The organism is Arthrobacter sp. KNU-44 (assembly GCF_051843155.1).
In the GTDB taxonomy this organism is placed as follows: Bacteria; Actinomycetota; Actinomycetes; order Actinomycetales; family Micrococcaceae; genus Arthrobacter.
The window spans coordinates 4,107,152-4,127,460 of sequence record NZ_JBPXNG010000002.1 but is presented as its reverse complement, the minus strand read 5'-3'; the positions used below and the strand labels follow the sequence as shown (position 1 = coordinate 4,127,460).

Here is a 20,309-nt window from a genome sequence, read left to right as displayed (position 1 = left end):
CGCTCCACTCACACTAAGCTGGAAGGCAATGAAACTTCTTGAGCAGCTCCCCGACAGCGGACGCGTTGACCCGGACGAAATCTACACACGCTTCGTCGAATGGGCGGAGAGCCGCGGGCTTCAGCTGTACCCCGCCCAGGACGAGGCCATCATGGAACTCGCGTCTGGCTCCAATGTCATCCTGGCAACCCCCACCGGTTCCGGGAAGTCCCTTGTGGCGATCGCCGCGCACTTCGAAGCGATGTCCCGCGGTATGCGCAGCTACTACACCGCCCCCATCAAGGCCTTGGTCTCCGAGAAGTTCTTCGCCCTCTGCGACATTTTCGGAGCCGAGAACGTTGGCATGATCACGGGCGATTCGGGAGTCAACCAGGATGCCCCGATCATCTGCTGCACCGCCGAAATCCTCGCCAATATCGCTTTGCGCGAAGGCAAGGAAGCCGAGCTTGGCACGGTGGTCATGGACGAATTCCACTTCTACTCCGATCCCCAGCGCGGTTGGGCGTGGCAAGTGCCGCTACTGGAACTCCCCCAGGCGCAATTCCTGCTGATGTCGGCCACCCTGGGAGACGTCAGCCGCTTCGAAACCGGCCTGGGGGAACTCACCGGACGGCCCACCACCACCGTCAGTTCGGCCGAACGCCCCATCCCGCTCCACTACTACTTCCAGGAAACGCCGGTCCACGAAACCCTTGAGGAACTGCTGAGCACCAAGCAGGTTCCCGTGTATGTAGTGCATTTCAGCCAGGTCGAAGCCATCGAGCGGGCCCAGAACCTCATGAGCGTCAACATGTGCACCCGCGAGGAGAAGGACAAGATTGCCGAGCTGATCGCCGGTTTCAGGTTCGCCGCCGGCTTCGGCAAGACCCTGAACCGGCTGGTCCGCCACGGCATCGGCGTCCACCACGCCGGCATGCTGCCCAAGTACCGCCGCCTCGTGGAGCAACTGGCACAGGCAGGACTCTTGAAGGTCATTTGCGGCACCGACACGCTCGGGGTCGGGATCAACGTTCCCATCCGCACGGTCCTCCTGACGGCTCTCAGCAAATACGACGGCGTCCGCACCCGGGTGCTGAACTCCCGGGAATTCCACCAAATCGCCGGCCGCGCCGGCCGCGCGGGCTATGACACTGCCGGAACAGTCGTTGTGCAGGCTCCCGAACACGTCGTGGAGAACGCGAAGGCGATGGCGAAGGCCACCGCGAAGTTCGGCGACGACCAGAAGAAACTGCGGCAAGTCGTGCGGAAGAAGCCGCCGGAAGGCTTCGTCTCCTGGGGGAAGCCCACCTTCACCCGTTTGGTGGAGTCCGTGCCGGACCCGTTGACCTCGAGTTTCACCGTGACGCATGCAATGCTGCTCAACTTGATGGAGCGCCCCGGCGACCCCTTCGCCGCTGCCCGCCGTCTGCTCACCGAAAACCACGAGACACGGCCCGCGCAACTGCAGCTCATGAAGAAGGCCCTCAGTATCTACCGCGAGCTGTTGGCAGCCGGAGTGGTTGAGCGCATTCCCGAGGCCGAGCAGGAGAAAGAAGGCCGTTCCGTCCGGCTGACCGTTCACCTGCAAGCCAACTTCGCCTTGAACCAGCCGCTCTCACCGTTTGCCCTTGCCGCGCTCGAGCTGCTGGATCCGGAGTCGCCGTCGTACGCCTTGGACGTAGTGTCCGTGATCGAAGCAACCCTCGAGAAACCCCGGCAGATTCTCTCTGCGCAGCAGAAGAAGGCCCGCGGCGAAGCGGTCGCCGCGATGAAGGCCGACGGCATTGACTACGACCAACGCATGGCGATGCTTGAAGAAGTCAGCTACCCGCAGCCTTTGGCGGAGATCCTGGGCGAAGCATTCGAGGTGTACCGCAAGGCCGCACCGTGGGTGGGCGACTTCGAACTGGCTCCCAAGTCGGTGGTCCGGGACATGTACGAGCGCGCCATGAATTTCGGCGAGTTCGTCCAGTTCTACGGTCTGGCCCGCTCCGAGGGGATCGTGCTGCGGTATCTGGCCGATGGCTTCAAGGCGCTGCGCCAGACGGTCCCGCAGGACTCGCTCCGCGAAGACCTCGAGGACCTCATCGCCTGGCTGGGTGAACTGGTCCGCCAAGTCGACTCCAGCCTGCTCGACGAGTGGGAAGAGCTCACCTCCGGAGTGGCTCCGACCCCGCACGACGCTCCGCCGCCTCCCCCGCCGTCGCTCACGTCCAACATCCGCGCCTTCAGGGTCATGGTCCGCAACGAAATGTTCCGGCGGGTCGAGTTGTTCGCGGACGAGGACGCGGCCGCGTTGGGCGAGCTCGACGCCGGCAGCGGCTGGGATGCGGAGCGCTGGGAAGACGCTTTGGACGACTACTTCGACGAACACGACGACATTGGAACCGGCCCCGACGCCCGGGGCCCGGGACTCCTTATGATCACTGAGGAACCCGGCATCTGGCGGGTGCGGCAGATTTTCGATGACCCGGCCCGCAACCATGACTGGGGCGTTTCCGCCGAAGTGGATCTGGCGGCCTCCGACGAGAGCGGCACCGCCGTGGTCAAGGTGACCGCGGTCAACCGCCTCTAGGCGCCTAGTAAGCTCGAACCATGAGTGTTATCCGCCCTGCCACAGTGTCCGATGTCCCTGCGATCCTGCAGATGATCCACGAGCTTGCGGTCTATGAAAAAGAGCCCGACGCCGTGAAGAACACGCCGGAAATGCTCACCGAGGCTTTGTTCGGCGCAAATCCGCGGGTGTATGCGCACATGGCGGAAAACGGGGCAGGAGACGTGCAGGGATTCGCTTTGTGGTTCCTGAACTACTCCACGTGGGAAGGCGTCCACGGCATCTACCTCGAGGACCTCTACGTCACGCCCGATGCGCGCGGCGAGGGCCACGGGAAGGCGCTCCTGCAGCATCTGGCCGCCACCGCCGTCGAACGCGGTTACGCGCGGGTGGAATGGAGCGTCCTGGATTGGAATGAACCGTCCATCAACTTCTACCGCGGCCTCGGTGCCGTTCCGATGGACGGCTGGTCGACCTTCCGGTTGACCGGCGAGGCGCTGGGTGCCTTCGGCAGCGATGCCAAGGTGATGGCTCGTGGCTGAGCGCGTGGCTGAACATGCGGTCCAGCAAGGGGCCCACACCGTCCGGGCACGCCACGAATTCCGTGGTGTCCGCACCACGGAGCACTTCTTCACGGTTCCCCTCGACCATTGGGCGTCCGGTGAGGAAGCTCCAGGCAACGCGGAGACGATCACCGTCTTCGCCCGCGAGTTCGTCTCCGCGGAGCACTCGGAGCAGGACGCGTCGCGGCTGCCGTGGTTGCTCTACCTCCAGGGCGGGCCCGGCGGACGCGGAACCCGGACCACGTCCTTATCCGGTTGGATGAAGGCTGCCGCGAGGAGTTTCCGTATCCTGATGCTGGATCAACGGGGCACGGGACTGTCCACTCCGGCGGACCGCAATACCTTGCCGCTCCGCGGCGATGCCGCGGCGCAGGCGGACTACCTCACGCATTTCCGGGCAGATTCGATCGTGGCCGACGCCGAACTCATCCGGATGACCTTGGGCTCGGAGCCGTGGACAGTCCTGGGTCAGAGCTTCGGCGGTTTCTGTGCGCTGACATACCTGTCCTTCGCGCCGGAAGGGTTGAGCGAAGTACTCATCACGGGAGGGCTGGCCCCGTTGGAAGGTCCGGCCGAGCGCGTCTACCGGGCCACCTTCCAACGGGTTGCGGAACGGAACGCGGAATACTTCGCGTGGTATCCGGAGGACCGCAAGCTGGTTACCCGGATTGCGCGGCATCTGGAATCCACGGAGGAGCGGCTGCCCAGCGGAGAACGCCTCACCACGGAACGCTTCCAAATGGTGGGATCGTTCCTGGGCGGGAACGCCCGCGTGGATGCCCTGCACACCCTCCTGGAGGATGCCTTCGTGCCCTCTCGGGAGGGAGAACGCCTCGCAGACGCGTTTCTGGAACAGGTCCACGGGCTCGTTTCCCGCGCATCGAATCCCCTGTACGCGGTCCTGCACGAGTCCATCTACGGCCAAGGGCAGGCCACCGACTGGGCGGCGTGGCGGGTGCGCGCGGAATTCCCCGAGTTCCAGCCCGACGTCGCGGAGCCGCTCCTGACGGGCGAAATGGTCTACCCCTGGTACTTCGAACAGGATCCGGCGCTCGTACCCCTGCAGGAGGTAGCCGAGCTGTTGGCCGCCAAGCAAGACTGGAAACCCCTCTACGATGTGACCCGGCTGAACTCGAACACCGTGCCCGTCGCGGCTGCCGTGTACCGCGACGATATCTATGTGGACTTCCAGCTCTCCATGGAAACCGCAGCCGCCGTCCGCGGACTGCAGCCCTGGACCACGGGCGACTTTCATCACGATGGCATCGGCGAAGACGGCGAAGGAATCTTCAACCGGCTCCTGGGGATGGCCCGCGGTAAGAACTGAGCCCCGGCCATGGCAATGACCGGGGCTCCAAAACGCTCCCCTGTTGTTAATGGCTCCGCAGTCCTTAGTGGCCACGGACCTTGTTCATGCTCTTGCGGGAATCTTCCTCGAGCCGTGCGTCCAGTTTGGACTTGCTGGCGGCCGGCGTCAGGAGGCTCGCGAAAACCGCCACAACGATGGTGCCGATGATGACCGCGAGGGACACATAGGTTGGAATCTCCGGAGCCCATTCAATATGGTGGCCGCCGTTGATGAAGGGCAGTTCGTTGACGTGCATGGCGTGCAGGACCAGCTTGACGCCGATGAACGCGAGGATGACCGACAATGCGTGCTTGAGGTAGATCAGCCTGCCCATGAGGCCGCCAAGCAGGAAGTACAGCTGGCGCAGGCCCATGAGGGCGAAGATGTTGGCAGTGAAGACGATGAAGGCGCTCTGCGTCAGTCCGAAGATGGCCGGAATGGAGTCCACGGCGAACAAGAGGTCCGTCATGCCGATGGTCACGAAGACGATGAGCATCGGCGTAAACAGCTTCTTGCCGTTGACCGTGGTGCGAAGCTTGCCGCCGTCGAACTTTTCCGACATCGGGACAACTTTGCGGATGCGTGCAATCAAAGGGTTTTCGGCGCCGTCTTCCTCGTCTTCGCCGTTGTCCGTGGCCTGCTTCCACGCTGTCCACAGGAGGAACGCGCCGAAGATGTAGAAGACCCAACTGAACTGCTCAATCACCACGGCACCCAGGGCAATGAAGATGCCACGCAGGACGAGGGCGATGATGATGCCCACCATGAGTACTTCCTGCTGGTACTTACGGGGCACCGAGAACCGCGCCATGATGATGATGAAGACAAAGAGGTTGTCGATACTCAGGCTGTATTCGGTCACCCAACCGGCGATGAACTGGCTGCCATGCTCCGGGCCGGCAAAAACGAACATCGCTCCGGCGAACACCAAGGCAAGGGTGACGTAGAAGGCGACCCAGAGGCCTGCTTCCTTCATGGAGGGTTCGTGAGGACGCTTGACCACCAGGAGAAGGTCGACAAGCAGGATGATTCCGAGAACGACAAAAGAGCCGATCTCAAACCAGGCGGGGAGTTGCATTTAAAATGCCTTTCGCAGGTACGCCAAAACGGCGTAAGTCTCTCCGACCTGCCTGCGTCTCCAAGCCAAAAGGCAACAGCGCTCAAACGGCGATCCGCTAGGCCCGGCGAGGCGTCTGTGCCTTGCGTGTTGACGGACCTAGCGCTTGGGATACTCCCCTACGTACGCCCAACTTTACCCTAGGCGTGCCCGGCGGACTGCATTTGGCGCAGTTCGCGCTTGAGGTCTCCTACCTCGTCACGGATCCTCGCAGCGATCTCGAACTGGAGTTCGGCGGCGGCCGCATGCATCTGTTCGGTCAGCTGTTCGATCAATCCCACCAGGTCTTCGGCCGGCGCCGCGGCCAGGCCATCTTGCCGGACCTTCGTAGCGCCCTTGCCCTTGCCGGTCCGGCCCCCCTTGCCGGCCGCGGCCAGCAACTCGCGGGTGTCGGCGTCTTCACGGGCAAGCTGATCAGTGATATCCGCGATCTTCTTGCGCAACGGTTGCGGATCGACACCATTGTCCGAGTTGTACTTGACCTGGATTTCCCGGCGGCGGTTGGTTTCCTCGATGGCCTTGGCCATGGAGTCCGTGATCCGGTCGGCGTACATGTGGACCTGGCCCGAGACGTTTCGGGCGGCGCGCCCGATGGTCTGGATGAGGGAGGTGGCCGAGCGCAGGAAGCCTTCCTTGTCGGCGTCGAGGATGCTGACAAGTGACACTTCGGGCAGGTCGAGGCCCTCACGGAGCAGGTTGATGCCCACCAGGACGTCGAAGCTGCCCATGCGGAGTTCACGGAGCAGCTCCACGCGACGGAGTGTGTCGACGTCGGAGTGCAGGTATTGGACCTTGACCCCGTGGCCCAGCAGGTAGTCGGTCAAGTCCTCGGCCATGCGCTTGGTCAACGTAGTGACCAGCACGCGTTCGTCGCGCTCCACGCGCGACCGGATTTCGCCAAGCAGGTCGTCGATCTGGCCCTTGGTCGGCTTCACGATGACTTCGGGATCGATCAGGCCGGTCGGGCGGATGATCTGCTGGACGGTCCCGTCGGCCTTGCCGAGCTCGTACTTGCCGGGGGTCGCGGAAAGATAGACGGTCTGGCCCACCCGTTCCAGGAATTCGTCCCACTTGAGCGGCCGGTTGTCCATGGCGGAAGGTAGCCGGAAGCCGTGGTCCACGAGGGTGCGCTTGCGCGACATGTCACCCTCGTACATCGCGCCGATCTGTGGAACCGTGACGTGGGATTCGTCGATGACCAGAAGGAAGTCGTCCGGGAAGTAGTCGATGAGGCAGTGCGGTGCCGTGCCGGACCCGCGGCCATCGATGTGGCGTGAATAGTTCTCGATGCCGTTGCAGAAACCCATTTGCTGCATCATCTCGAGGTCGTAGGTGGTGCGCATGCGCAGCCGCTGGGCCTCCACCAGTTTGTTCTGGCCTTCGAGGACCTTGAGCCGCTCCGCGAGCTCTCCCTCGATGGCTGTGATGGCGCGTGACATGCGTTCCGGACCAGCGACATAGTGCGAGGCCGGGAAGATGTACATCTCGGTTTCCTCGCGGATGACGTCGCCCGTAACCGGATGCAGCGTGTAAATGTTCTCGATCTCGTCACCGAAGAACTCGATGCGCAGGGCCAGCTCTTCGTACATGGGGATGATTTCCACGGTGTCTCCGCGGACGCGGAACGTGCCGCGGTGGAAGTCCATGTCATTGCGGGTGTACTGCATGCCGACAAACTTGCGCAGGAGATCGTCCCGGTTCATTTCGGCGCCCTTGGTGAGCGTGACCATTCCGGCGATGTATTCCTCCGGGGTGCCTAGGCCGTAGATGCAGGACACGGTAGCCACCACGATGACATCCCGGCGGGTGAGCAGCGCGTTGGTGGCCGAGTGTCGCAGCCGCTCGACTTCCTCATTCACGGAGGAGTCCTTCTCGATGAAGGTATCCGTCTGGGGAACGTAGGCTTCGGGCTGGTAGTAGTCGTAGTACGAAACGAAGTACTCCACCGCGTTGTTGGGCAGCAGTTGCCGGAACTCGTTGGCGAGCTGCGCGGCCAGGGTTTTGTTCTGGACCATCACCAAAGTGGGCCTCTGGACCTGTTCGATCAACCAGGCGGTGGTGGCACTCTTGCCTGTACCAGTGGCGCCGAGCAGCACGACGTCTTTCTCGCCGTTGTTGATCCGTTCGGTCAGCTCCGCGATAGCGGCCGGCTGGTCGCCTGCCGGCTTGAATTCGCTAATGACCTCAAACGGCGCGACGACTCGATTGATCTCCTGGGCAAGACTCATGAATCCAATGTACCCCCGCCCGCGGACAGTTACTGTCCGCGTTTTCCGGTGGAACCGTCACCTCCGCCGGGCCTGGTCCAGCTGTCGTCCAGCCGCCCCATGATGGAACGGAACATCTTGACGGCGAACCACACTCCGGACACAAGCCAGACGGTCCACGCGAGCCAGAAGGCTGCGCCCGGTACGAGAACGCGCCACGTCGGCGGTTGCGTTCCGGCGACGAACTCCTCGCGGCCGCCGGCCAGGAACCACAGCAGCGCGGCTCCGGCCATGAGCACGACGCCGGCCCACACCAGGGCGCGAACGGCACCGAGCCGCTGCCCCTCAAGATGGGGCGTGATTCTCCGTTTCCCGGCCATGCTTGCCGGCCTAGCCTTGCGCCATGGGGTACGACGGCGGCTGCCACCCGCTGCTCCTGGCCCAGGCATCCATGAGCGGCCAGGCCACTTCGGCGAACCAGGGCTCCTTGGCCTCCGCGTACTCCAAGGTCCGGTGGTCGCCGCCGTGGAGCGCGGCAAGCTCTTGTTTCATGTCCGCATACATACGGACGGCGTCGGAGTTGGCGCGGAGCCAATCCCTGAACAACAACGCATAACGCCAGCCCGGACTTCCAAGCACCCGGACATGGACATTCGCGGGCCGCCCGGGGTCCGCGTTGCAATGGAAGCGCTTTTGCCATGCCGATGGATCGAGGTCCGGCGGCTTGGGTGTGTCACGGGCGGAGGCCTGTAACGGGAAACCGGCCTCACCCAAGGCCCGGGCTATCCGGTCTGCGGCTTCCAGGGAGGACACATTTACCTGCAGGTCGATGACGTCTCTGGCGCGAAGACCGGGTACCGCCGTCGAACCGATGTGGTCTGCGCCCAAGACCTCCGGAGACGCCCGCAGGATCCTGGCAAGCAGTCTTTCAGCCTGGACCGGCCAGTCGGGGTTTGGCGGGGACAAGACGGGTCCGCCGGCCCGCGGTGCCGGGCGGCCGGCTGCAAGATTGCGGGCAAACGGTGCCAATCGTTCTTCCCAGAGGGTCTCCACGAGCTCAGTGACATCCTCAACGGTTCCGGAGTTGTCCAACACGATGTCGGCTGCCGCCAACCGTTCATCCCGTCCGGCTTGTGCTGCCATGCGGGACACCGCGTCCTCAACTGTCATGCCACGGATCTCCGTCATGCGCCGGATCCGTTCCTCGTCCGTCGCATCGACCACCACCACCAAGTGGAAGCTGCTGCCCTGCCCGGTTTCGACCAGCAGCGGAATATCCTGGACCACGATGTCTCCGGGTTTCGCGGTCGCGAGCATCGCGGCAGCCCTCTCCCGGACGCGTGGATGGATGATCGCGTTGAGCGCCTCCCGGCGATCCGGCTCAGCGAACACAATCGCGCCGAGGCGTGCCCGGTCAAGGCGCCCTTCGGCGTCGACGATGCCTTGACCGAACTCGGACACGACGTCCGCCAAGCCTGGCGTGCCCGGTTCCACGACCTCGCGGGCCAGCGCATCGGCGTCGATCAAGACAGCGCCAAGCTTCCTTAGCCGGGCGGACACGAGCGATTTGCCGGAGGCGATCCCGCCGGTAAGTCCAATCTTCAGCACCCCTCCACACTAGACTGGGTCGGTGGCAGAACAGGAAGAAAGCCGGGCGACCGCGTACACAACGTTGGCGCTTGGGGACGATTTCCGCCACGAACTCGAGATCAGGCGTTCGCGCTTCATCACCGTGCTACGCCGCGCCCCCGACGAAGATGCTGCGCGCGCCTTGGTAGCGGAATTGCGCAAGGAATTCCATGACGCCCGCCACCACTGCTCGGCATTCGTCCTCGGTCCCGATCGAGCCATCCAGCGTTCCAGCGACGACGGCGAGCCCTCCGGAACAGCGGGCATCCCCATGCTTGAGGCGCTCATCAAACGCGAGACACTGCCCGGGGTGACTGCCCTCAGCGACGTAAGTGCCGTCGTCGTGCGCTATTTCGGCGGGATCCTCCTGGGCGCCGGCGGACTGGTCCGTGCGTACTCCGAATCAATTTCGGCCGCACTGGACTCCGCTCCCCTGGTTCAGCGACGGCGCTTGCGGATTTGCGACATCCCCGTGCCCCACTACGCCGCCGGAAGGCTTGAAAACGATCTGCGCTCCGCGGGATACGTCATGGCCGAAACAAGCTATGAGCCCACGGAGACGATCCTGCGCGTGGCCCTGCCCGATGATGCAAACGCAATCGCCGACGCCGGTGAGCGGCTGGCGTCGATGACCGGCGGCGCCTCGGGACTCCAATTGCGGGGAACGGAATGGGTCGACGTCCTGGCCTGAGCTTCCGCACCCGAAGGGACATGCCCTCCTCCGATCACCACCACTGGACATAGTGGGCGTATGTCCAGTCCTTGCTGCGAACCAGGGGCATGTCCAGTGGGGATCCCGGTCTTGAGCAACCTGGGCAACGGTAGAACTAGGTTAAACAAAAGCGGCTCCTGCGATTCGTAAATGAACCGCAGGAGCCGCTTTTATCCCGGCCTGAAAATCCAGGCCAGTGGCAATTAGTTGCCGGTCAGCTTCTCGCGCAGAGCCGCGAGGGCCTCGTCGGATGCCAGGGTGCCCGCGTTGGACTCGGTGACAGCCGGCTCGGAGGAGTAGCTGGTGGTGCCGGAGTCGCTCTCGCCGGAAGCGGCAGCAGCGGCGTCGTCAGCAGCGTGCTGGGAAACCTGCTTCTTGTGAGCTTCCCAACGTGCCTGGGCGTCAGCGTACTGCTGCTCCCAAGCGGCGCGCTGCGTCTCGTAGCCCTCGAGCCATTCGTTCGACTCGGGGTCGAAGCCCTCGGGGTACTTGTAGTTGCCCTCTTCGTCGTACTCAGCGGCCATACCGTACAGAGCCGGGTCGAACTCGGTGCTGTCGGCGTCAACGCCCTCGTTAGCCTGCTTGAGGGAGAGGGAGATGCGGCGGCGCTCGAGGTCGATGTCGATGACCTTGACGAAGAGCTCGTCGCCAACGGAGACGACCTGCTCAGCAAGCTCAACGTGGCGAACAGCCAGCTCGGAGATGTGAACGAGGCCTTCGATGCCGTCTTCGACGCGAACGAACGCACCGAACGGAACCAGCTTGGTGACCTTACCCGGAACAACCTGGCCGAGGGCGTGGGTGCGGGCGAAGGTCTGCCACGGGTCTTCCTGAGTGGCCTTGAGGGACAGGGACACGCGCTCGCGGTCCAGATCCACTTCGAGAACCTCGACGGTGACTTCCTGGCCAACCTCGACGACCTCGGACGGGTGGTCGATGTGCTTCCAGGACAGCTCGGAAACGTGAACCAGACCATCTACGCCGCCAAGGTCCACGAATGCACCGAAGTTGACGATGGAGGAAACGACGCCGGGACGAACCTGGCCCTTTTCCAGCTTGTTGAGGAACGTGGAGCGAACCTCGGACTGGGTCTGCTCGAGCCATGCACGGCGGGAAAGAACAACGTTGTTGCGGTTCTTGTCCAGCTCGATGATCTTGGCTTCGATCTGCTGACCGATGTACGGAGCGAGGTCGCGGACGCGGCGCATCTCGACGAGGGATGCGGGCAGGAAGCCGCGCAGACCGATGTCGAGGATAAGACCACCCTTGACAACCTCGATGACGGTACCGGTGACGACACCGTCTTCTTCCTTGACCTTCTCGATGTCGCCCCAGGCACGCTCGTACTGAGCACGCTTCTTGGAGAGGATCAGTCGGCCTTCTTTGTCTTCCTTGGTGAGCACCAGGGCTTCGACCTGATCGCCAACGGAGACGACGTCCCCGGGGTCAACGTCGTGCTTGATGGAAAGCTCGCGGGAAGGGATGACACCTTCGGTCTTGTAACCGATGTCGAGCAGAACTTCGTCGCGGTCAACCTTGACGACGATACCTTCGACGAGGTCTCCGTCGTTGAAGTACTTGATGGTCGCGTCGACAGCTGCGAGGAAGTCCTCAGCGGTACCGATGTCGTTGATCGCGACTACGGGGGTACCGGGCTTCTCGGTGGAGGTGATGGTCATGTAGTAGGGGCTCCGTTGTGGATAGAGTATCGGTCAGGCAAACCGCCCGCTTTCCGTCGCCGGTCGGCAGGACACGGCAAAATGCCGGGTCATCCTGAATTGTGGATTGTAAATTTGCGCGCACGTAGTATGCGCCCGTTCATTCTAGTCGTTTGCCTCAATGAGGGTCAAAGCGGCAGCGTGTCACCAAGCCGCGCGAACGTCACGCCACGGTCCAGCAAGCCTGGAAGGGCGCGGGCATATCCCTCTGCAGTGCCACCGGAGGGCTGGTTGAAGTGCGAGATCACAATCTGGCCGGCGCCGTGTCCTGCAGCAATTTTCCCCACTTCGCCCGCGACGGTCGGGGCCGGGAAGGTCGCGCCGCCGTCGCCGTTCACGGTGAAGCTCACGGGGACAAGTCCGAGTGCATTGGTGATTGTCGCCGCGACGTCGTCATAGTAGGCGGTTCCCGACCTGAAAAAGCGGGGGGTTTTGCCGCAGAGCCGCTCCATGACCTCTTGGTTGCCCATGATTTCGTCATACACTTCGCCGGCGTTGGCGGTGCCCGGGATGCCGTACGCCGAGCGCCCGTTGACCGATAGGGGCTGGTGCCGGTAACCGTGGTTGCCGAGCTCGAACAAGGGATCGGCCGCGAGCTCGGCGGCCAGCCCGGGGTTGGCCTTGATCCAACGGCCATTGACGAACAAAGTGGCCGGAACGTTCAGCTTGCGCAAGGTCTTGAGCAAGCGTTGATCGCAGTCCGAGCCTTGGGGGCCACCGCAAGCATCAAACGTCAAGACCGCATGCGTGGACGCGGTTTTCGATACCACGCCAGCGACTGCAAGCCCCCATTCGACGGGCTTGCGCCCGGAGAATTCCGCCACAACCTGGGACCTCGACGGCGGAGCCGGACGGGTCTCGGGCACGACCGGATGCTGGCCCACCTCTTCCGCGAGCGGCGTTGAAACCGATACGGGGCGTGGCGCGGGGGCGGTTGCCGGTTGTTGGGCACAGGCGGCCAGGCCGGTTATCGCGAGTCCGGCGGCGGCCACCAGCAAGGACCGCCGGCCCGGCAGCCCTGATGGGCCGGAGGAGTGGCCCCCCGGCTGGAATTCCCCCATGGAATCCTCTTCTGTTGTAGGTCGTGCGTGCGTGTGGAGATGCGCCTAGAAGTGCGTCAGGCAATGGGCTGGACGTTCGACGGCGAACATGTGCTGGGCGGCCGATGCCGCCCCTGGCGTGTGCTCGAGGATCCGGCCAGCCGAAGCCAAGATTACAGGATTGACGGCACCCAAATAGACAGACCCCAAATCGGTGACATCCATGCTCAGGTCCGGGCTCCCGCCATCGGCCTCCTTGACCGTGACGGCGCCGCCGTCGGACGTCAATTCCCACGTACCGTCGGCAAAACCGAGCGCGTCCCGGACTTCGAGCGCCAACCGTCCGTCGGCGCCGTAGCGGCGGGCTGACAAGGCTGCAGGGACGTCCAGGACACGCAGCCACAACATGTCGCGATAGTCCGAAGACGTGACGCAGCGTCCGTCCTCGAGCGCCCATGCAAGGGGGTCTTCAACGGGAGCTTCAGGCCAGGAGACCTGTTCGACGAGATCGATGCTGCCCAGGAATTGCCACAGTTCCAGGTACGCGGAGTCCGTCGCGGCGACAAGGTCCACGATTTCCACCGTGTATGGCTTCGTGTCCCAGCCGGCGAACTTGTAGGACACGTAGCCGTCAATAGTGCCGTCCGGTCCGTAATGGAGCGCACATTTGATGGTTTTGTCTTCAGTGCCGTCGCGCTTCATGGCCCCGGACACGTGATGGCGGTAGGAGTCCTGCCTCACGATGGAACCCGGCGTACGGTGGTGAAGCCGTTCGAATACCTCGGGCGCGAGTTCGAGAAGGACTCTTGGATCTGCGATTTCCACCCTGCCAATGGGCTCGTGCCGGATGCGGAATTTCGGACCAGTGTCCACCTTGATGCTCCGCTCGAAGGTTGCGACGCCGAAACCAAAGCGGCCGTAGATGGATGCCTCGGACGCGGTCAGGGCGGCCATGGCGAAGCCATCGTCCTTCGCATCGGCGAGATCGGCGGTCATCATCCCACGCAGGATTCCATGCCGCCGGTGCGTTCCGCGGACGGTGACAGCCGTGATCTGGCGCGTCCGCAGTTCCTGGCCGAAGCCAACATTCAGCTTGTTTTCCAGCGTTCCAAAGGTCGCCACCGGAAATTCCGGGTTGAGCGCATGCAACGGTGGTTCATCGTTGACGTAAACGCCCGTCAGCTCACGGTTGTCCGCTTGGTACATCGCGAGAATCTTGTCGATGAGCTCATCGCTCCGTTGCTCGTCATGGAATCCGAAGCCAACGGCCCGGAGCCAATCACGTGCTTGTCCGTAGTCCGGGTTCCCCTTGTCGACGGAACGAAAGCGCTTGACGTTGTATTTTTCGTTTGTTTCCTTGGGATCAGCCACGTCCCGAGCCTAGCCAGACAGCATGGGGCACGCCACCATATAGGCGGCGTGCCCCGTGCTTGCGTCTACACAGCGCGCTTCCTAGTGCCCGGCGTCATACCAGCTGGAGCCGACTCCGAGCTGCACGTCCAGCGGCACCGTGAGCTGGGCAGCCGTCCCCATTTGTTCGGTGACGAGCTTTTCGACAGCTTCGCGTTCGCCGTGGGCAACCTCGAGCACGAGTTCGTCATGCACCTGCAGCAGCATGCGGGACTTCAGCCCCTGGCTGGTCAGCTCGGCCGAAACGCCGAGCATGGCCCGCTTCATGAGGTCCGCCGCCGAACCCTGGATCGGCGAGTTCAGCGCAATGCGTTCGGCGATCTCCCGATGCTGGCGGTCCGTGCTGGTGAGGTCCGGAAGATAGCGGCGGCGGCCTTCGATCGTGGAGGTGTAGCCGTCGATCCGGGCCTGCTCCACCACTCCGCGCAGATAGTCGCGCACGGCGCCGAAGCGGTCGAAGTAGTCCTTCATGAGGGTCCTGGCTTCGTCGACCGAGATTTCCAGTTGCTTGGACAGGCCGAACGAGGTCAGTCCGTAGGCCAATCCATAAGACATGGCCTTGACCTTTGAGCGCATGGCACTGGTGACCTCTTCCGGCGCGACGTTGAAGATGTGCGAGCCGACATAGCGGTGCAGGTCCTCACCTTCCTTGTACGCCTGGATGAGTCCCTCATCGCCGGACAGATGCGCCATGATACGCATTTCGATCTGCGAGTAGTCGGCAGACAGCAGGCACTCGTAGCCCTCACTGACGACGAAGATCCCGCGGACGCGCCGGCCTTCCTCACTGCGCACCGGGATGTTCTGCAGATTGGGATTGTTCGAGGAAATACGCCCAGTTGCCGCAACGTTCTGCGCGTACGTGGTGTGGATGCGGCCATCCTCGGCCACAGATTTCTTGAGGGTCTCCAGCATTTGGGCCAGCTTGGAGGATTCGCGGTGGGCCATGAGCTGCACCAGGAACTCGTGGCCGGTCTTCTCCAGGAGGGCCTTCAGCGAGGCGGCGTCCGTTGTGTAGCCGGATTTGATCTTCTTGGTTTTGGGCAGGCCAAGCTCTTCGAAGAGGACCGTTTGCAGCTGCTTGGGAGATCCGAGATTGACCTCGTGGCCAATGGCGGCAAATGCCTGCTCCTGGGCGTTGTCGATCACCTTGGCAAGGTCCGCGAGCTGTTCGTTCAGGAGCTCCATGGAGATGGCAATGCCCGAAAGTTCCATCTGGGCCAGGACCCGTGCGACCGGCAGCTCCAAGGTGGTCAGGAGCGCCTCGGCCTTGCGCTCGGCGAGCTCGCTTTCGAAGTGCTTACTCAGTGCGTGCACGACGGCGGCCTGCTGGACGAGCGCGCTGGCCGCGGCACCGTCAGGGCCATCGCCGAGTTCGAGTTCCAGCTGGCCGGTTGGCGCCACCGCAGCCGTGACAGTGATCCGCAAGTGGTGCTGGGCAAGCTCGGCGAGCTCGTAGCTGCGGCGGTCCGGCTGGATCAGGTAGCCCGAAATGGCAGTGTCGTCCACTACGCCTTCCAGGCCAAGCCCACGGTGGTTCAAGGCCTTCAAGGCATCCTTGAACTCGTGCATGACCTTGGCCTCTTCGGGGTCTTGAAGCCACTTGGCCAAGACGGCATCGGCCGCGGCGTCCAAGGACGACAGTTCGATGTAGGCAGCCCCATTGGCGCGCACGATCGCGAGGGCATCGGCGTCGTCGCCGATCCGACCCGGGACCAACTGCACGGCGACCGCGGCACGGCTCCCCGCGCCGGCGGCGAAGAACTCCTCCAGGGCGGCGGCGTTGTCCAGGATCTTGTAGTCGGGCGCGTCGATGGTTTCGGGAGCCGCGCCGGCGGTGTCGTCGCCGTAGAGTGCGAACAGCCGGGTACGGAGCGTCCTGAATTCGAGGGTGTCGAACAGAGTCTCGACCTCCTGGCGGTTCGGGCGCGGTTCCTCGAGGTCGGCGAGTGTCACGGGGAGTTGGAGGTCGTGCAGGAGTCGGTTGAGGCGGCGGTTGCGCTTCACGGCGTCGATGTTTTCCCGGAGGGCTCCGCCTACCTTGCCGCCGATGGAATCCAGGTTCTCCAGGATCCCTTCCAGGCCGCCGTAAAGGTTGATCCACTTGGCTGCGGTCTTGGGGCCGACGCCGGGAACGCCGGCGAGGTTGTCGGCGGACTCACCCACCAGAGCGGCGAGATCGGAGTAGCGGGACGGTGGAACGAAGTACTTCTCTTCGATGGCCGCCGCATCCATGCGCGGGATGTTCGAAACGCCCTGTTTCGGGTAGAGAACGAACACGTTGTCCGTGATGAGCTGGAAAGCGTCACGGTCGCCCGATACCAAGAGGACTTCGAAGCCCGCGGCATCCCCCTGCGCGGCGAGGGTGGCGAGGATGTCGTCAGCCTCGTACCCTGGCATCTTGATGGTCTTGATGCCCCACGCTTCCATGACTTGATCGATGAGATCGATCTGCCCGCGGAATTCCGGTGGAGTCTCGTTGCGGCCACCCTTGTATTCGCTGTACTCCGCCTTGCGGAACGTCGTGTCGTCCGAGACATCGAAGGCCACTGCAACGTGGGTGGGCTTCTGGTCCTTGATGAGGTTTATCAACATCGAGGTGAAGCCATGCACGGCGTTGGTGTGCTGGCCCGAGGATGTGGCGAAGTTCTCTGCCGGCAGAGCATAGAATGCCCGGAACGCCATGGAGTGGCCATCAAGGACCAAGAGCCGCGGTCGGCCACCTGCCGCCGTGCCCGCAATGGTAGTTGAAGGGTCTGGTGCCGTTGCGGTGGCAGTTGAAACTGCGCTTGCCGTTGGCGTTGACGTTGCCGTTGGAACTGAGTCCGGTTTGGTTGTTTCGCTCACAGGTGCCAGCCTAGTTGCCATGATGGACAATTTCACGCCGGGCCCGTTCACTGACGAACTCAATGCGGCCGGCGTTCCGCAGGAGTTGCACGGTTGGCTTTCCCGCTATGGCGTGGGCTCGCTCGTGGCCAAGATGGGCATCAAGTTCCTTGAACTGGGCCCCGAACGGACCGTCGCCACAATGCCGGTGGAGGGCAATACCCAGGTTGCCGGCATCCTCCACGGCGGAGCCCATGTTGTCCTCGCCGAAACCTTGGGCTCCTTCGCGGCGGCCCTGCATGCGGGAGCCGGACGCCACGTGGTGGGAATCGAGGTGGGCGCGACCCACCATCGCTCCGTAGCAAGCGGCCTGGTCACCGGCACATGCACAGCCATTCACTTGGGCGGCACGCTCGCCACCCACGAAATCGTCATGACCGACGAACACGGCCGACGGTTGTCAACTGCCCGGATTACCAACATGCTCCGGGAGAACAGGGCCCGCTGACCCGGCACGCGCGGGGAATCTGTAGCGCAGCTCGACTGCGGCGCCACCAAGGGTGCGGGTCGAGCTCAACTCGAGCGGCGCCGTCGGGCTCTCGACGGGCAGCAAGCGCTTACCGGAGCCCAAGGCGACGGGGATCAGGGTGACAATCATCTCGTCGAGCAGCCCGGCCTTGGCGAACTGGGCCACCAAGTTTCCACCGCCTACCAGCCACACGTTCTTGTCGCCGGCGTCCGCAATCAGGTCCGGCGCGAATTCCTCAACCTCGCCACGCACGAACGTGACATCGGCACCGGGCGGCGCGGCGTATTCGCGGTGGGTGAAGATCCAGCATGGAACTCCCGGATAGGGCCATTTGCCCGGTTCGTGTTCCATGAGCCAGCGATAGGTCTGGCCGCCCATGACGATGCAGCCGATCCCCGCCATGAAGTCTTCGTAGCTTTCGGTGACGCCCTCGGCCTCTTCAAACTGGATCAGCCAGCCGAGATCGTCTTCTTTCGTGGCGATGAACCCGTCAAGCGAGGATGCCACGTAGTACTGGAAATCCGCCATGGCCCCACCCTACCCATGAGGCTGCGCCGTTCACAGCTACTTCGAGAAGTAAGGAACGATCAGGTAGATCCCGAAAAGCACGGCGATTCCGCAGGCCGCGAAACACAGATAGGCAAGGGACCGGACCATGACCGGTGACTTCTGCCGTGCGTCGCCCGCGATGGCAGTGAGACGGACACCGAGCGAATAGAGCACTACCAGGACCAATGCCGCCACAAGGGTCGCGCCGGCTACCTGCACCAGATCCAACCACTTCATGCCAGGGTGTCCTTACTCATGCTGTTGCTCAGACTCTGTCTCTTTGCGTTCTTATTGCGGAAGCGGACCGCGGTGCCGGCTTCCTCGACTTCGACGGCGTTGTGGTGGCCCACGTGCGACTTCCTCGAGTAAATGAACATGTAGACGACGACGGCGGTGCCCACAACTGCGGCGATAACCACGCCGACGGTGCCGGTGCCGATGAGGAACGCGGTCAAGGCGCCCACGATGGCAGCGGCAGGGAGGGTGAAGAGCCAGCCGGTGGCGATGCGCCCCACCGTACCCCAGCGCACCGTGGTGCCCTTGCGTCCGAGTCCCGAGCCGATGACCGAACCTGAGGCCACCTGAGTGGTGGACAGCGCGAAGCCGAGGTGGGAGGAAGCGAGGATGGCCGAAGCGGTGCTGGCTTCCGCCGAGAAGCCCTGCGCCGGCTTGACATCGGTCAGCCCGGAGCCCATGGTCCGGATGATGCGCCAGCCGCCGGCATAGGTTCCGATCGCGATGGCGAGTGCGCAGGCCCCGATGACCCAGAGCTGCGGGCCGCTTCCGGCAGGCTGGGTTCCGGCGGCGATCAGGACGAGGGTGATGATGCCCATGGTCTTTTGCGCGTCGTTGGTACCGTGCGCCAACGCGACAAGGCTCGAGGTGAAGATCTGGCCGGTACGGAATCCGCCGCGCTTCTGGGTCAGCTTGTCGCCGGTTTCGGGGTCATGCCGGGACGTCAGGGCGTAGGCAAGCTTGGTGCATAGATAGGCCACGGCACCTGCGAGCAGGGGCGAGAAGATGGCAGGAAGAATGACCTTCTGGAGCACGGTGTCGAAGTTGACGGAGTGGAAGCCGATGCCGACGATGGCCGCACCGATGAGGCCGCCGAAAAGCGCGTGCGAAGAACTGGAGGGCAGCCCTTTGAGCCACGTGAACATGTTCCACAGGACGGCCCCCATCAGCCCGGCGAAGATAATCTCCGGCGTGATGTGGATACCGTCCGTGCCCTCGCGGATAAGGCCTCCCGAAATGGTCTTTGCCACTTCGGTCGACAGGAACGCACCTACGAGGTTGAGCACCGCAGCCAAAGCAACAGCCGTCTTGGGCTTGATGGCACCCGTGGCGATCGGAGTCGCCATGGCGTTGGCAGTGTCGTGGAACCCGTTGGTGAAGTCAAAAAATAAGGCCAGCGCTATGACAAGCGCGACCATGAAGGTGATTCCCACCTGGTGCCCAATCTGCAGAGTCGACGATGCGCAGTTTCACTTCCCCGGTCCTGCCTGAAACAAACAGTTCAGCAGGCGTTCATCTGAACGTACTGGCGGAATTAACCATGGCGGGCGTGAAACCCTAAGAATCCTACGTGCCAATGGCGGCAGGGCAAAACGTAGGCCCAGCATCATCCAAGGAATTGCCGAACAGCCGCGATATCGCTCCGTGACAGGCCGCGCCGCGGGTCCGGTGAGATCCAAAGCACACGGCTGCCGAGGAACTCGGCCCAGGACCGGGCCGCGGCCTCATGGTTCAGCTGATCATCCATCCACACGATGCGTTCGGCTCCGGACTCGTGGACGTCCCTTTGCAAAACGTCCAGCTTCCACCAATCGGCGGTCTGGTCCCAGCCGTCGCTGGTCAGGACGGGCCAATGCTCGCCGTGGAGGCCGATGGCCGGGCACAGGAACTCGGGCGCGAGCCGCTGCCACGTGGTCAGCCAAACAAACCTCGCAGAGGGATGCGCGGCCAGCTCATTGAGCTCGTCAACCAGTTCGGAGGCGTAGACGACGTCCAGGATTCCGGCGTCGGCGATTTTCCATTCAGTACCCCAGTCAGTGAAGCCCATGGGACCGAAGGGGTTCACCACGCCGTCGACGTCCAGATACAGCGACACGGTGGTCATGCAGCCCCT

General features: G+C 63.3%; 17 protein-coding genes. 5 read left to right on the top strand and 12 right to left on the bottom strand.

Going from position 1 to position 20,309, the window contains the following annotated elements; genetic code table 11:
* The first annotated feature begins 28 nt into the window (after positions 1 to 28).
* Genes ACSVHC_RS20330 through ACSVHC_RS20320 form a run of 3 tightly spaced genes read left to right on the top strand, consistent with a single transcriptional unit; the run spans position 29 to position 4,423 of the window.
* Positions 29 to 2,554 (top strand): DEAD/DEAH box helicase, encoded by a 2,526-nt coding sequence (locus ACSVHC_RS20330; RefSeq protein WP_437770277.1) that lies wholly within the window; start codon positions 29 to 31, stop codon positions 2,552 to 2,554.
* A gap of 20 nt (positions 2,555 to 2,574) precedes the next feature.
* The gene (locus ACSVHC_RS20325) at positions 2,575 to 3,075 is read left to right on the top strand and encodes a GNAT family N-acetyltransferase (RefSeq protein WP_437770278.1); all 501 of its coding nucleotides are present in this window, start codon (positions 2,575 to 2,577) and stop codon (positions 3,073 to 3,075) included.
* A complete protein-coding gene (locus ACSVHC_RS20320) occupies positions 3,068 to 4,423 on the top strand; it encodes an alpha/beta fold hydrolase (protein ID WP_437770279.1) in 1,356 nt (451 codons plus the stop codon). The genes ACSVHC_RS20325 and ACSVHC_RS20320 overlap by 8 nt, the downstream gene beginning before the upstream one ends.
* Before the next feature lie 64 nt (positions 4,424 to 4,487).
* Here the strand turns inward: ACSVHC_RS20320 and ACSVHC_RS20315 are convergent, their stop codons facing one another.
* The 4 genes from ACSVHC_RS20315 to coaE all read right to left on the bottom strand — a co-directional run bounded on the left by ACSVHC_RS20315 (position 4,488) and on the right by coaE (position 9,376).
* The gene (locus tag ACSVHC_RS20315) at positions 4,488 to 5,522 is read right to left on the bottom strand and encodes a TerC family protein (protein WP_437770280.1); all 1,035 of its coding nucleotides are present in this window, start codon (positions 5,520 to 5,522) and stop codon (positions 4,488 to 4,490) included.
* A gap of 179 nt (positions 5,523 to 5,701) precedes the next feature.
* Positions 5,702 to 7,789 carry an excinuclease ABC subunit UvrB gene (uvrB, locus tag ACSVHC_RS20310; protein WP_437770281.1) on the bottom strand — a complete coding sequence of 696 codons (2,088 nt, stop codon included), beginning with the start codon at positions 7,787 to 7,789 and terminating at the stop codon, positions 5,702 to 5,704.
* Positions 7,790 to 7,818: 29 nt separating this feature from the next.
* On the bottom strand, positions 7,819 to 8,148 hold the full coding sequence (locus ACSVHC_RS20305; RefSeq protein WP_437770282.1) for a hypothetical protein: 330 nt from the start codon (positions 8,146 to 8,148) through the stop codon (positions 7,819 to 7,821).
* Between the two features lie 10 nt (positions 8,149 to 8,158).
* Positions 8,159 to 9,376 (bottom strand): dephospho-CoA kinase, encoded by a 1,218-nt coding sequence (gene coaE / locus ACSVHC_RS20300; protein WP_437770283.1) that lies wholly within the window; start codon positions 9,374 to 9,376, stop codon positions 8,159 to 8,161.
* 22 nt (positions 9,377 to 9,398) lie between these two features.
* On the opposite strand from coaE, the gene ACSVHC_RS20295 reads away from it, so the two are divergent.
* Complete coding sequence (locus tag ACSVHC_RS20295) at positions 9,399 to 10,088, top strand: IMPACT family protein (RefSeq protein ID WP_439181257.1); 690 nt, start codon at positions 9,399 to 9,401, stop codon at positions 10,086 to 10,088.
* A 224-nt stretch (positions 10,089 to 10,312) separates the two neighbouring features.
* Here the strand turns inward: ACSVHC_RS20295 and rpsA are convergent, their stop codons facing one another.
* The 4 genes from rpsA to polA form a co-directional block, all read right to left on the bottom strand.
* Entirely contained in the window at positions 10,313 to 11,788 is a 1,476-nt protein-coding gene (gene rpsA, locus ACSVHC_RS20290) for a 30S ribosomal protein S1 (protein ID WP_078108781.1), read from the bottom strand.
* Between the two features lie 167 nt (positions 11,789 to 11,955).
* Positions 11,956 to 12,888, bottom strand: coding sequence for a polysaccharide deacetylase family protein (locus ACSVHC_RS20285; RefSeq protein ID WP_439181256.1), 933 nt, complete (start codon positions 12,886 to 12,888; stop codon positions 11,956 to 11,958).
* A gap of 45 nt (positions 12,889 to 12,933) precedes the next feature.
* Positions 12,934 to 14,238 carry a GNAT family N-acetyltransferase gene (locus ACSVHC_RS20280; RefSeq protein ID WP_437770286.1) on the bottom strand — a complete coding sequence of 435 codons (1,305 nt, stop codon included), beginning with the start codon at positions 14,236 to 14,238 and terminating at the stop codon, positions 12,934 to 12,936.
* A gap of 81 nt (positions 14,239 to 14,319) precedes the next feature.
* Positions 14,320 to 16,962, bottom strand: coding sequence for a DNA polymerase I (gene polA, locus ACSVHC_RS20275; protein ID WP_437774029.1), 2,643 nt, complete (start codon positions 16,960 to 16,962; stop codon positions 14,320 to 14,322).
* 181 nt (positions 16,963 to 17,143) lie between these two features.
* Here polA and ACSVHC_RS20270 point away from each other — a divergent pair, with 181 nt between their 5' ends.
* Positions 17,144 to 17,611 (top strand): hotdog fold thioesterase, encoded by a 468-nt coding sequence (locus ACSVHC_RS20270; protein WP_437770287.1) that lies wholly within the window; start codon positions 17,144 to 17,146, stop codon positions 17,609 to 17,611.
* Here ACSVHC_RS20270 and ACSVHC_RS20265 read toward each other — a convergent pair.
* From ACSVHC_RS20265 to ACSVHC_RS20250, 4 genes are all read right to left on the bottom strand, one after another.
* Positions 17,564 to 18,160 (bottom strand): dihydrofolate reductase family protein, encoded by a 597-nt coding sequence (locus tag ACSVHC_RS20265; protein WP_437770288.1) that lies wholly within the window; start codon positions 18,158 to 18,160, stop codon positions 17,564 to 17,566. The genes ACSVHC_RS20270 and ACSVHC_RS20265 overlap by 48 nt on opposite strands.
* Positions 18,161 to 18,196: 36 nt before the next feature.
* The gene (locus ACSVHC_RS20260) at positions 18,197 to 18,418 is read right to left on the bottom strand and encodes a hypothetical protein (protein WP_234749544.1); all 222 of its coding nucleotides are present in this window, start codon (positions 18,416 to 18,418) and stop codon (positions 18,197 to 18,199) included.
* The gene (locus ACSVHC_RS20255; RefSeq protein ID WP_437770289.1) at positions 18,415 to 19,629 is read right to left on the bottom strand and encodes an inorganic phosphate transporter; all 1,215 of its coding nucleotides are present in this window, start codon (positions 19,627 to 19,629) and stop codon (positions 18,415 to 18,417) included. The genes ACSVHC_RS20260 and ACSVHC_RS20255 overlap by 4 nt, the downstream gene beginning before the upstream one ends.
* Before the next feature lie 173 nt (positions 19,630 to 19,802).
* A complete protein-coding gene (locus ACSVHC_RS20250; RefSeq protein ID WP_437770290.1) occupies positions 19,803 to 20,300 on the bottom strand; it encodes an HAD domain-containing protein in 498 nt (165 codons plus the stop codon).
* Positions 20,301 to 20,309: the final 9 nt, after the last annotated feature.